A 12,921-nucleotide genomic window follows, 5' to 3' on the forward strand; every position below is an offset into this window, starting at 1 on the left:
CCTCGCGGGACGCTGCGGGCCGATCCGAGGCGGTGCCGGCAAGGGAGGACGCGGCGGGCCCGGGTCTAGGCGGTGGGCTCGCCCCAGGTGATGCGCTCCACGGCATGCGGCGGGAACGACACCCGGGCTCCGTCCTTCTGCGTGACGTGCACCCAACCGCACTCGTCGATGCGGATGATGCCCGAGACCGACTCACCGAGCGCGACGCCAGGGCTGACGTAGCCCGCCCCATGGGCGAGATGCACTGTTCCGGGGTTCGCTTCAAGGCCTGCCATGACCCGATTGTCCGGGCCCGACCCCGGAGTCACCACCCGAGCCGCCGTTCGTTCCACCGCCACCGTGACGGTGGAGCGAACGGCTTCGATGCGCTGCGGCGGTCAGTGCCGGGCGAAGGAACGCACGAAGTCCGCGGTCGCCGAGCCGACGCCGGTGACCTCGTCGTAGCCGGGGGCGGTCTTCAGCGAGCCGTCCTGGTCGAACTGGGTCAGGTAGCTGTTGAAGGCGGTCGGGTCGTCCCACTTCGGCAGGAAGGTCACCGCCCAGGGCTCCTGACCGGCCGGGGCCGGCACGATGTCGCGGATCGCCGGGGTGTGGTGCAGCTTGTAGATCAGCGGGTTGGCGAAGCCGAGCGCGTGGCCGGCGGCCTGGGCCGCATCGGCTTCGAGCGCGGCGATCAGCGGGGAGGAGCCGCTGGTGCCGGCCCCCACCTCCTCGTGGTAGGCGCCGCCCGGAGTGGTGAAACCGATCAGCCAACCGGTGGCGCGGTCGCCGTCGGCGGCGATGTCCGGCTGCACCCGGCGGGCCGGCCCGGTTCCTCCATCGGTCGCCAGGGCCGGGGGGACCACGTTCTTCTGGTACCAGGGCTCGTTGACCAGGTTGCTGCGACCGCCGCCGGAGCCCATGAAGAACTGCCCGGGCGGCGGGGTCAGGTACCCGGTGCCCTGCGGGTCGATCTGCGCCGCGTTGTTGCCCCAGCCGAGTTCGCCGGTCACCTGGCCGTTCTTGCCGATCTCCAGCGTGGTGCCGCCGACGGAGGTCGCCCACTGGTCGGAAGCCGGGAAGGCCACGTTGCGCGGGGAGCCCGCGTCCTCCCCGGACGCGCCGTCACCGTAGTCGCCGGAGGAGTAGTCGAAGCCGATGCCCTCCAGCGCGCCCTGCTGGAACACCTGGTCCCAGGCCGCCACGGTGGCGGGCGAGTCGCCGTCCTCCCGGGTGGGGAACGAGTCGGTCACCACGTCCGCGAGGTGCTGGTCCACGATCCGGGTGTGTGCGTCCAGGAAGGCGAGGCTGCCGCCGCCGTAGCCGCCGGTCATGTCGCAGTCGGCGCCGACGTAGACCACCTTGGCGTCCGGCGCGGCGATGTGGAGCGTCTCCACGTCCAGCGGCTCCTCCGGTGCGTCGGAGTTCCCGCGGCAGGAGGCGGCGAAGTTCGGGCCGAAGTTCTCGCTGTACTGGCCGGGGGCGAAGCCTGGCACGCCGTGCGCGGCGAAGAACTTGTCGGCGTCGGCCTCCATGGTGGGCAGCGCCCCGTCCAGTACCACGGCCACCGTGCGGCCCTTGCCGGTGTACTGGCTGTTGGTCACCCCGTAGGCGTCGCGCAGCTGCTGCGGGGTGTAGCCGCAGACCGCGTCGATGGCACTGGTGCGGCCGTTGACCGCCGGGATCGGCGAGCTGCTCTGGCCCCACCACTGCGAGCAGGGCGGGGTGGCCGCGGCACTCTGACGTGCTGCGGCTCGGGGTGCCGTGGTGCGGGGTGCCGGGGCCTGGGGCGCCGCGGCCCCGGCCGGCGCCGCCGTACCAGGGGTGTACGGAATGACGGGCTTGTCGTCGTCCAGGCCGAGCACCGTGCTGATGTCGTGGCCGAGTGCGGCCGGCACCGAGACCGCGCTCGCCGGACGGAGCAGCTGCGGAGGCTGCCCCGACCGCCAGGCGTAGGCGTGCATCGAGGTGGCGAACGCCTGCTGCACCTGGTCCACGGTCGCGGTGACCGTCAGGTAGTGGGCGTTGGCGCCGGTGACGTGCATGCCGAAGCCGCTGAGCCAGTCGCTGACCTTCGCCGTCTGGGCCGCGGTGGTGCCGTAGCGCTGGTCGAACTGGGCGGGCGTCAGGTAGTGGGCGTAGTCGTGCCCGGACGGATCGGCGACCCGCTGCGCGGCCTTGACCATGCCGACCGGGTCCTTTCCGGCCAGGTAGACCCGCAGCGACATCCCCCAGTTGCCCGGGGCCGCACCGGTGTCGGCCAGGGTGCCCGAGCCCCCCTGGGGAATCCCGGACGGCAGCTCGGTGCGGCCCTGGCTCGCGGCCTCGGCGGCCGGTGCCGCCACACCTGCGGCGACCAGGGCGGCGGTGGCCGCGACGGCGGCCAGCCGACCGGCCCGAAGCCGCCGGGCGGCGGGGAAAGAGGACTGCTGGGGCAAGGTCTCACACTCCGTCAGTAGTCAACGGACCGCCCGGAGACGGACGGACCGGCGGCCGGCTCACCGGGCACAGCCGGCGCAGCACGGTCGCTCAGCCAGAAGGGACGGGTCGAGGAGACGGTTCGGTCGCACCCGCCCCCTCAGGCGGCCCGGTACACCCCCTGACACCACCGCGCGCACGTTGCCCGTGGCACCAGCCACTACCGTTCTGCGTCTACGAGCGTGCGATCCATGCCCTGACCAGGAGGACCTTGTCATGACCGATGCCGTCGGCCTCGACGAGCAGCTGCTGCACCGTGCTGCCGGATACGCGCGCCGGTTCAACACGCTCTTCGAGGAGTACTTCGACACGCTGGGCACCAGGCTCGACGCGCCGTCGTTCAGCCGTTTCACCCCGGCCTGCCTGGAGTTGCTGCGGGACCTGTCGTTGCGCGGTGGCAAGCGGATGCGGGTCGTCCTGCTGCATGAGGCGGCTCGGCTGGTGACTGCCGAGCCGGTCGACGGGCTGGACGACGCGGCGCTGAGCATCGAACTGCTGCAGACGCACGGCCTGGTGCACGACGACCTCATCGACGACAGCCCCACCCGCCGGGGCGCACCTTCCACCTACTACGCCTACCGCGAGCAGTTCCCCCACCACCCGCACGCGGCGCTCGGCCTCACCGTGCTCGCCGGTGATCTCGCCCTGGCCCTGTCCCTGCGGGTGCTCCTGGACGCGAAGGTCCCCGGCGCGGTGCGGCAGGCCATGACCGAGGTGCAGACCCGGGCGGCAGCCGACACGTTCATGGGCCAAATCATCGACCTGGAACGCGACTTCACCCCCACCGCCCCGGACGAGGACCTCCTGCACCGGGTGGCCGACTACAAGTCCGCCCGCTACTCGATCCTGGCGCCCCTGCAGTTGGGCCTGCTGGCGGCAGGTGAGCAGCCGGCACTCTTCGAGCACGACCTGCGCCGCTACGCGCGGCTGGTCGGGATCTGCGGACAGCTGCGCGACGACTACCTGGACCTGTTCGGGGACGCGGCCACCATGGGCAAGCCGACCGGCACCGACATCCGCGACGGGAAGCACAGTTACACCGTCAGCGCCCTGCTGTCCGCACCCCTCGGTGACGCCGAGCGCGCCGTGCTGGAGGCCGCGCTCGGCGATCCCGCCTGCACGCCGGAGACCATCGCCGCCGTCCGCGAGATCGGCGAACGCCGCGGTGTGGCGGACAGGATGCGGGCGGACATGCGGCGCCATGCCGAACAGGCCTGTCTGGTGGCCGCCGGCTGGCGGCCGCGATGGCGTGAAGAGGCGGTCACCTTCTTCGAGCGGCTGCCGCTGTGGAGCGTTGAACGAGCGATGTGACCGGTGCGGTCCCGCTGAGCGCCCGGACGTCGCCGCAGGCTACCTGCTACCTGCGGTCGGCAAACGCCTCGCTGCCGCACCGCCCGCTCAGGAGCTTCCCGTGGCCGGGCGGCCGAGCTCGGCCGTCGCTTCGGCACGCAGTTGCCGCAGCTGGTCGGGGCTGGGGCACCAGGTCGACTCCAGGCTGCCGGTGTCCCAGTCGGCGAGGCGGGCACCGGCTTCGTAGGCGCTCTGCATGAACGCGAGGAGGGTCGTGGCCGGCTCCGGTGAGGTGCGGACGGTCTCATAGGGCAGGATCGCCAGCAGGCCCGTGCCGGACTCGACCCAGCTGCCGGCGGCGAGCGGCTGGTCGCGGAGTCCGGCAGGTGCCGGGGCGGTGTAGGAGTAGTAGGCGGCGTCGCCGAGGTTGTCGTCGCCGGGCCAGAAACCGAACGAGATGACCTCGTGGGTGTACGCCTCCCGGGTGACGCGGTCGGTGTCCAGCGGTGGCGCCGGGCGGCCGGAGAACCTGGTGACCGCGAGATCGAAGCTGTGCCAGAAGAGGTGCACCGGGCTGGTCTTGCCGTTGAACCAGCCGCTGAACTCCTCGAACACCGTGTCCGACCAGTCCAGGATCCGGTAGAGGCGTTCGAGGGCGTCCCGGTCCCAGGCGGCGTGTTCCCGGTCCTTGGGGAACGGTGTCGTCATCGGGACGCCGAACGGCTGCTCCCTGATGACGACGTCGACTCCCAGCTCCTTCAGGGCCTGGTGGAGACGGGCGTCGAACTCGGCGACGGGCAGCCCGTCGCCGAGTTCGAACGAGGTCGTGCGGCCGTCGGAGGTCCGTACGACCAGGGCGTGGTCGACGAGGTCGATCGTGATCTCGAACGTCGTGCCCTGGTGGTGCAGCCGCCGGGTGGTGAGGCCGCGCACGTCGACGTAGAGCGGGGCGTTCCACCAGTGGTTGCGTGGCGGTGTGGTCGCGAGCCGGATCTTTCCCAGGATCTGGCAGTACAGGTGCAGCGTGTCCTTGGTCGCGCGCCAGTCGGCGAGGCGCAGTTCCGGCAGACTCGCATCCATGTCGAACGCCTCCCTGGGCGGCGACGCCGACTCCTGGCGGCGGCCGCGCCCGGACTCGCGGCTGGACGGACCTCTCCAGTCTGTACCCGCCCGCAGCGTTTGACGCGCGGTGGACCCCCGCTAGGGCCTGAGGACGATCTTGCCGCGGGTGTGGCGGCGTTCGAGCTCGGTGTAGGCCTCGCGGACTTGCGCCAGCGGGTAGACCTTCGCGATCGGCACGTCGAGGTGTCCGTCGGCGATCAGGCCGGCAAGCTCGGCGAGCACCTTGGCGCCCGGCCCGGCCGCGATGCTCCCATCGGCCTTCACCCCGTACTTCTCGGCCGCCGCGAAATCGGCGATGGTGTCGATGCGCTCCGCCGGGACGCCGAGGGCCAGGGCCAGCTCGACGTACCCGCTGCCGAAGGTGTCGATGAAGGCGTCCACGCCGTTGGGCGCGGCGGCCCTGATCCGGTCCGCGACGCCCTCGCCGTACGCGACCGGGATCACGCCGCGGCTGGTCAGCCACTCGTGGTTGCCCTTGCCCGCCAGGCCGATGACGGTGGCCCCGGTGCGGCGCGCGAGCTGGACGGCGAGTGAGCCGACTCCCCCCGCGGCCCCGGAGACGACGACGGTCTCGCCCTTCTCGGGGTGGACGGCGCGTACCGCCGCCCACGCGGTCGTGCCGACGACGTACAGGCTGCCTGCCACCTCCCATGAGACCTGCTCCGGCTTGCGCGTGAGGTCACCGGACTCCACCAGGACCAGCTCGGCCTGGGAGGCCCGCTTGTCGCTGAACCCGATCACCTCGTCGCCGGGCGAGAACCCGTCGGCCCCGGCGCCGGCCTCCTCGACGACCCCGGCGAGGTCGCTGCCCTGCCCGGAGGGGAACGTCGACGGGAAGATCCGCGCCAACGCCCCCGTGCGGATCAGCGCCTCACCGGGGTTGATGCCGGCCGCCTTCACGCGTACCAGGACCTGCCCGTCCCCGGGCACCGGGCGTGCCACCTCCTCGACGCGCAACACGTCGATTCCGCCGAACTCGTCGTACCTGACCGCCTTGGGCATGATCTCTCTCCTTCGATTCGTCGGTGGGCTACTGCGAGCGTTCCCACCAGGTGGGTGAGGAGGCATCACCGGATCACTGATTCGCCCGGCCGGGGGTAGCCCGTCCCGGGCGCAGCCCTGTCGGTCGGGGGACAGCCCGTTCAGACGGCTTTCAACGGCTCTGGATCGACTCTGGCCAGGATTCCGGACAGCCGGACACCCCAGTAGACGCCGCCCCCGGGCTCCAGCTGCGCCGTCAATGTTCTGTCGATCGGCCCCTGGCAGCATCGCCGGCGTCAGGGACCGCCCGGTGCGATGCGCACCGGGCGCGGACGCAGAGGGAAGGTGGAGCGGGATGCCGCTGGCGGCAGGCACTGGACTCGCCCGGAGGACAGCGGAGGTCAGCGCGTTCCCCCAGGCGGGGGAGGGGGTCCAGCGCGCGGGCCAAGACGGAGCGCTCCGGCTTCTGCTGCCGGCGCAGCGGCGGTCGAGCCCGCCCACGGGGGGCGCGGCCGCGACCGAGGCCCCGTGGCGCTTCGCGCTGCTCGGCGTACCGGAGGTGATGGCGGGTCAGGAGCGCCTGCGGCCGATGTCGCCGACCCAGACCTCCCTGCTCGCCGCGCTGGCGCTGCAGGCGGGGCGGCCGGTCGGGGTGGACGAACTCATCGACGGCCTGTACGGGGAACGGCCGCCGCGCAGCGCGGGCTCCACGATCACCACCTATGTGCTGCGGCTGCGGAAGGCCCTCGGCCCGGAACTGATCGTCCGGGTCGGGAGGGGATACGCCCTGAAGGTGCCCCGATCGGCGGTGGACGCCCTGGAGTTCGCGCGGCTCGCCAACGCACCGCTGCTGGGCGACGCCCGGGCCGACGCGGCCCGCCTGCAAGCGGCGCTCAACCTCTGGAACGGCGCCACGGCACTGGTCGGCGCGATCGGACCGCTCTGCGAGCGCCAGCGCGAGGTGCTCGCCCAGCACCGGGAGCGGGCCCGGCTCCAGTGGTTCGAGTGTCAACTGGTGCTCGGCCGCCACGCGGAGATCCTGGCCGACCTGGCGGTGGCCTCTGAGCTCACCCCGTTCGCCGAGCGCCTGCAGGCGCTGCGGATGACGGCGCTGTTCCGGTGCGGCAGGCAGGCCGAGGCGCTGGACGTGTACCACCAGGTGCGCGAGCGCCTGCTGGACGAGCTCGGGATCGATCCGAGCGCCGAGCTCGCCACGGTCCAGCAGGCCATCCTGCGCGGGTGCGACCCGGGACCCCGGAGCGCACCGGCCGGCATCGAGCCGTTCGGCGGGACCGAATCCGCCGCTCCGCCACGCCAGTTGCCCTCCCCGCCCGCGGACCTGGTCGGGCGGGAGGAGGAGATCGCGCTGCTGACCGCCGCGGTCCGCGCCGGCGGTCATGCCGTGGGCCTGGTCACGGGGATGGGCGGGGCGGGCAAGACCTCCGTGGTCGTCTCGGTCGCGCAAGCGGTGGCCGCCGACTTCCGTGACGGGCAGTTGTGGGCCTGCCTGCGCGGCTCGACCGAGGAGCCGGCGGGCGCCGACGAGGTCCTGGCCGGATTCCTGACCGCGCTCGGTGTGCCCGCTGACCGGATCCCCGACGGCCTCTCCGAACGCGCGGCCCTGTACCGGTCGGTGCTGGCCGGCCGGTCCGTCCTGGTGGTGCTGGACGACGCGCGCGATGCCGCGCAGCTCACCCCGCTGCTGCCCGGCGCGGCGGGCTGCGCGGTGCTGATCAGTGCGCGATCGCGTCCGGCGATCGGGGTGACCGCGGCCGTTCGGCTCGACTGCCTGCGGCCGGCCGAGTCCGCCCGGCTGGTCTGCGCGATCCTCGGCGCCGATCGGGCCGGCACGGAACCGGAGGCCGTGGCCGCGCTCACCGCCGCCTGTGGCGAACTGCCGCTCGCCGTCCGCGTGCTGGCCACTCGGCTGGCTCGACGACCGGCCTGGACGGTGGCGTCGATGGCTGCCCGGGTGTCGGACGACAGCCGCCTGCTGGGCGAGTTGGAGGCCGCCGACGCGGGCTTCGAGAATGCGTGCGACCTGGCCTTCGGCCGACTCACCGGCGCGCAGGCCCGGGCCCTCCTGGCCCTGGTGGCGACGCCGTCGCAGGACTGGAGCCTGACGGCCGCCGCGGCGACGATGGGCCTGCCCGAGGCGCAGGCCGAGCGGATCCTGGAGGCGCTGGTCGATGCCGCGCTGCTGACCTCCCCCCGGCCCGCCCGCTACTCCTGTCACGAACTGGTGGTCGCCTACGCCCGGGTCAGGGCCGGGGCGGGAGCGGGAGCCGGAACGGGAGTCGGCCGGTGCTGAGAGGCCCTGGCTGAGACCTCCCGGGCCCGGACCGGAGCGGGCCGGCGCGCGGTGGCGCGCGCCGGACCCGGTGCTCCGACAGTGCGTCAGCCGAACGGCGGCTTCGCGAGGAGAGCCAGGGTGTCCGCCGCCTCCGAGGGCACCCCGAGCGTCTGGTAGATCTCCACGGCTTCGTCCAGGCAGGCACGACCCCGGGCCGGGTGGCCGAGCCTGGCGAGGCTGACGCCGAGCGAACGGAGCAGGCCCGCCTCCAGCATGCCGCTGGTCTGGTGCGCCAGTGGCAGCATCGCCTCGGCGACCTCGATCACCTGCCGGTCGTCGCCCGCTTCCAGGTGGATCTGCGCGATCAGGTTGCCCGTGGCGGCCTCGAACGCCGAGAGGTGGAGGGCGCGCAGCACCGGGAGCAGTTCTTCGGCGCAGCTCAGCGCGGCGGCCGGAGCGCCGCACAGGCGCAGCACTCGGGCCAGTGAGTAGCGGCTGGTCGCCTGCGTGATCGAGGTGGCGGACCCGGTGAGCTGGACGCCCCGCTCGGCGGCCGCCCGTGCCTCGGAGAACCGGTCGAGCTTGGCGTAGTTGAAGGCGAGTTCCCCGAGGGCGCCGCCGGCCGAGTGGTGGTCACCCAGGCTCTCGAACAGGGCGATCGACTCCTCGCAGTAGCCGCGGGCCTCCTCGAACCGTCCGTAGACGCGTGCGTTGTAGCCGAGCGCGAGCAGCGCGCAGGCGCGCACCCGCCGGGTCGCGTCATCGACGCAGAGCGCGATCGTACGGGTGAGCTCCTGCTCGGCCTGCTGGAAGTCGTTGACGTGGTAGAGCATGTTGCCGCGTACGTACCGCGCGAGCGCCTCGCACCGCCGGTCTCCCCGGGTGGCGGCGACGGCCGCGGTCCGGGAGGCCAGGTCCGCCACCGACCAGGAGTGGGTCCTGGTGAACAGGACCGAGCCCAACTTGTCGATCAGGTCAGCGGCTTGGACCAGTGGAAGATGATGATCCGTCAGAGCAGCTGCGACCATCGCCTGCTGGAGTTGCGCCTCTGTTCGCATCCAGCCGACCGCCTGCTCGGCGGAGTCGAACTCCAGGCCCGGTGCGGCGGTCGGCGTCCCGGTCAGGTCGCGCTGCCCGACTGGGACGGAGTGGGCGGCGGCCTCGGCCTGGCGGGCGCTGGCGAGGCAGAAGTCCAGCAGCCTTGCGAGGGCCTGCCGTTTGGTCTCCGGCGCCTCCTCGCGGGTGCAGCACTCGGAGGCGTAGAGCCTGATCAGATCGTGGCTGCCGTACCGGCCGACGGCTCGTGGGTCCAGGAGGTTGAGGTCGGTGAGGTCCTCGAGCAGCACATCGGCCTCGGTGGTACCGACGCCGAGCAGCGCCGCCGCACTGTCGAGGCCGATCTCGGGGACGTTCGGCAGGGAGAGGAGCCGGAAGGCGCCGGCCTGGGCCGGCGTCAGTCCGGCGTAGGAGAGCGCGAAGGTGGCCGCCACCGCCGTGTCCCCGACCGCCAGTTCGGCCAGGCGGCGGTGCTCGTCGGCCAGTCGGCCGGCGAGCTCGGCGACGGTCCAGTCCGGCCGGGCGGCGAGCCTGGCGCCGGCGATCCGGATCGCCAGCGGCAGGCGGTCGCAGGCGGCCACCACGGTCGCGCACTCCTCGGGTTCGGCAGCGGTCCGCTCCGGACCGATGACCCGGCCGAGGAGTTCGACGGCCTCCGCTTCGGTCAGCGCGCCCACCGTGAGGTGGCGGGCGCCGGCGAGCCCGGTCAACCGGGCCCGGCTGGTGACCAGGACGGCGCACCCGACCGCTCCCGGCAGCAGGGCGGTCACCTGTGCCGCGTCGGCGGCGTTGTCCAGCAGCACCAGCACCCGGCGGTCGGCGAGGTGGGAGCGGTAGAGCGCAACGCGTTCGTCGAGGTCCAGCGGGATCGCGTTGTCGTCCGCGCCGAGCGCCTGCAGGAAGCGGACCAGGACGGCCGCGGGGTCGGCGCTCTCGGGGCCGGCGCCGCGCAGGTCGGCGTAGAGGCGGCCGTCGGGGAAGTGCTCGCGCAGCCGCTCGGCGGCGTGCACGGCCAGCGCCGTCTTGCCGACTCCGCCGATCCCGTCGAGGGCGGTGATCGTGACGCAAGGCCGGGACGGGCTCGCGAGCAAGCCGGTGAGCTGCTCCAGCAGCTCGGCACGGCCGGTGAAGTCACCTGCTGCTCGCGGCAGTTGCTCCGGTGCCGGGTGGTCCGGTGGAGCGCCGGCGGGCAGCTGCGGCAGGAGCTCCGGGTCGGCACGCAGGATCCGGGCCTGAAGGTCGGTCAGGCGCCGGTCCGGCAGTGGCCGGCCCCGCGTGAGGTCACCGGCGTGCCCGGCGAGGTAGCGGCGGGTGTCCTCGTACACCGCGAGCGCTTCTCCGGTGCGCCCGGCACGGTGCAGCGCGAGCATCTGCAGCTCGCGCAGCCGCTGGCGTCCGGGGTGTTCCACCACCAGGGCGCCGAGCTCGGCCGCCACGTCGGCCCGGTCGCCGATCTCCAGGTCGAGCTCAAGCTTCGCCTCCCGCAACTGGGCGTGGACTTCGGTGAGTCGGACCCGTACCGCTTCGGCGTGCGGACCGGTCATGCCGGTCAGCGGCTCGCCGGCCCACAGCTCCAGGGCCGCGTCGAGCAGGGCGCGTGTCGCGGCGGCCGGTCGGCCGGCCGCCCGGTCGGCCGCGGCCTGCGCCGAGGCGCGCTCGAACTGGTCGGTGTCCAGGGCGTCCGGCTCGATCCGCAGGGCGTACCCGTCCCCGACAGTGGCCAGCACGTCCTGCGCACCGTGCTTCCGCAGCTCGGTGCGCAGCCGGTAGACGTGGGTGCGGACCGCCCGCAGCGGCTCGGCCGGCCGGGCCGCCTGGTCCCAGAGGCCGTCGATCAGCAGGTCGGTGGAGACCGGCCGGCCGGCGGCGGTCAGCAGGACGGCCAGGAGCTCACGCTGCTGCGGCCTGCCGAGGTCGAGTTCGGCCGTGCCCGCCCAGCCGCGCAACGGTCCGAGCAGGCTGAACCGCAGGTCGGGCGTGAGCTGCTGGGCAGCATGCTCGGACCGGTCCTGCGCACCGGCGGCGGCGGTCGTGGTGGTGCGGCCGGGCTTGGCCACTGGCATGACGGGGGCTCCCTCTCAAGGCTCCAGGAAGGGGCCAGTCTCACCATCAACGATAATCAGGAGATTGTCGACGAATATGTGGGTGGGGGGTGCGCTGTGCTGGACTTCAGCTTGTTGGGGCCGCTGCGGGGCTGGCACGACCGGCTGCCGCTCGATCTCGGGCGGCCGCAGCAGCAGGCCGTGCTGGCAGCGCTGCTGCTGACCCCGCAGCAGGCCGTCACCGACCGGCGGCTGATCGAGGCGGTCTGGGGTGAGGACGAGCAGCGCTGGCCCTGCAACGCCACCGGCGTGCTGCGCACGCACGTCAGCAGGCTGCGCCGGGCGCTGGGGCAGGCGTCGGGGGCGGCCGCGCAGGCCGTCGCATCGGTCACCGGCGGCTACCGCCTCGACTTGCCCCGGGAGCGGATCGACGCCCACCGCTTCGACGACGCGATCGCCGCCGGCTTCGCGCTCCGGCATGACGACCCGTCGGCTGCCAGGGCGTGCCTGACCGAGGCATTGGGCCTGTGGGTGGGGTCGGCCCTGGACCGGGTCCCGGGGCCGCTCGCCGAGCGGGCCCGCCGTGAGCTCGCCGAGCGCCGACTCGCCGCCATCGAGCTGCGGATGGAACTCGACCTCAGGCTCGGCGGCTGGCGACAGGTCGCGGCGGAGGCCGAAGCGCTGATCGCGGAGCATCCGCTGCGGGAGCGCTTCCACTACTTGCTGACGCTCGCTCACCACCGAGGCGGGCGGACGGCCGAAGCGCTCGCTTCGTTCGAACGAGTGCGTGAGCTGCTGGCCGAGGAGCTGGGCCTCAATCCCGGGCCCCAACTCATGGAGCTCCACCAAGAGTTGGTCACCGGGGCGCCCGCGCGGCCGATTGGGCGCCAGGACGGGTGCGGCCGACTGCGACCACGTCAACTCCCACACGCCAACGGTGACTTCGTCGGCCGGGAGGACGCCGTCGCGGTGTTGGGTAGTCGGCTGGCCGCCCCCGAACGCCGAGAGCCGTCGATCGCGGTGATCGACGGCGGTGTCGGTACCGGGAAGACCGCGCTCGCGGTCCACCTCGGCCACCAGGTGCAGGACGCCTACCCCGACGGCCAGTTGTTCGCCGACCTGAAGGCCGGCCAGGGGGCTCGGCTGGATGTGGCGGCCGTGCTGTCGGGGTTCCTGCGGGCACTGGGCGCCGGATCAGCCCCGGCGGCCACCGAAGCCGACGCCTTGGCGACGGAGTACCAGCGGGCCCTGGCCGGCCGGCGGGTCCTGGTCCTGCTGGACGACGCGCCGGACGCGGAGTCGATCGCGGCACTGCTGCCCCAGGCGCCGGGCTGTGCCGCGATCGTGACCTGCCGCTCGTCCGCGGCGGCGGGCCGGCTCACGCTCGGCCCGCTGGCCGACGGCGAGGCACGGGAACTGGTGGCCCGGCTCATCGGGGCGCAGCGCGTGGCGGCGGAGCCGGAGGCCGTGGCGGCGCTGATCGCCGCCTGCGGCGGGCTGCCCGCCGCGCTGCGGGAGGCGGCCGGCCGGCTCGCCGCGCGCCCGCGTTGGCCGGTGGCGCACATGGTCGATCGGCTGGCCACCCGGCCCGGGGACACCCCGGAGGGTTCGTGACGGCGGCTGCGGTCGACGTGGCCCCGATGTCGGTTCACGGGTGATCGGGCGGGGCCGGCCTCCGGT

At 73.5% G+C, this 12,921-nt stretch carries 8 protein-coding genes; 3 read left to right on the plus strand and 5 right to left on the minus strand.

The window, feature by feature from the left end; translation table 11 throughout:
• Positions 1-65: 65 nt before the first annotated feature.
• Positions 66-275: a hypothetical protein gene (locus P3T35_RS32400; RefSeq protein WP_143676966.1), complete on the minus strand. Its 210-nt coding sequence runs from the start codon at positions 273-275 to the stop codon at positions 66-68.
• Between the two features lie 102 nt (positions 276-377).
• Positions 378-2,417: a S53 family peptidase gene (locus P3T35_RS32405; RefSeq protein WP_101383194.1), complete on the minus strand. Its 2,040-nt coding sequence runs from the start codon at positions 2,415-2,417 to the stop codon at positions 378-380.
• Positions 2,418-2,673: 256 nt separating this feature from the next.
• Here P3T35_RS32405 and P3T35_RS32410 point away from each other — a divergent pair, with 256 nt between their 5' ends.
• On the plus strand, positions 2,674-3,768 hold the full coding sequence (locus P3T35_RS32410; RefSeq protein ID WP_101383195.1) for a polyprenyl synthetase family protein: 1,095 nt from the start codon (positions 2,674-2,676) through the stop codon (positions 3,766-3,768).
• Positions 3,769-3,855: 87 nt separating this feature from the next.
• Here P3T35_RS32410 and P3T35_RS32415 read toward each other — a convergent pair whose 3' ends face one another.
• Positions 3,856-4,827 (minus strand): DUF5996 family protein, encoded by a 972-nt coding sequence (locus tag P3T35_RS32415; protein WP_101383196.1) that lies wholly within the window; start codon positions 4,825-4,827, stop codon positions 3,856-3,858.
• A gap of 120 nt (positions 4,828-4,947) precedes the next feature.
• On the minus strand, positions 4,948-5,871 hold the full coding sequence (locus P3T35_RS32420) for an NADP-dependent oxidoreductase (protein ID WP_101383197.1): 924 nt from the start codon (positions 5,869-5,871) through the stop codon (positions 4,948-4,950).
• 568 nt (positions 5,872-6,439) lie between these two features.
• On the opposite strand from P3T35_RS32420, the gene P3T35_RS32425 reads away from it, so the two are divergent.
• Entirely contained in the window at positions 6,440-8,161 is a 1,722-nt protein-coding gene (locus tag P3T35_RS32425) for an AfsR/SARP family transcriptional regulator (RefSeq protein ID WP_280708826.1), read from the plus strand.
• Positions 8,162-8,247: 86 nt separating this feature from the next.
• On the opposite strand, the gene P3T35_RS32430 is transcribed toward P3T35_RS32425, so the two are convergent.
• A complete protein-coding gene (locus tag P3T35_RS32430) occupies positions 8,248-11,262 on the minus strand; it encodes an AfsR/SARP family transcriptional regulator (protein ID WP_101383199.1) in 3,015 nt (1,004 codons plus the stop codon).
• A 96-nt stretch (positions 11,263-11,358) separates the two neighbouring features.
• Here P3T35_RS32430 and P3T35_RS32435 point away from each other — a divergent pair, with 96 nt between their 5' ends.
• Positions 11,359-12,855, plus strand: a complete 1,497-nt coding sequence (locus tag P3T35_RS32435) for a BTAD domain-containing putative transcriptional regulator (RefSeq protein WP_180356692.1) — start codon at positions 11,359-11,361, stop codon at positions 12,853-12,855.
• Positions 12,856-12,921: the final 66 nt, after the last annotated feature.

The organism is Kitasatospora sp. GP30 (assembly GCF_029892145.1).
GTDB lineage: Bacteria > Actinomycetota > Actinomycetes > Streptomycetales > Streptomycetaceae > Kitasatospora > Kitasatospora acidiphila.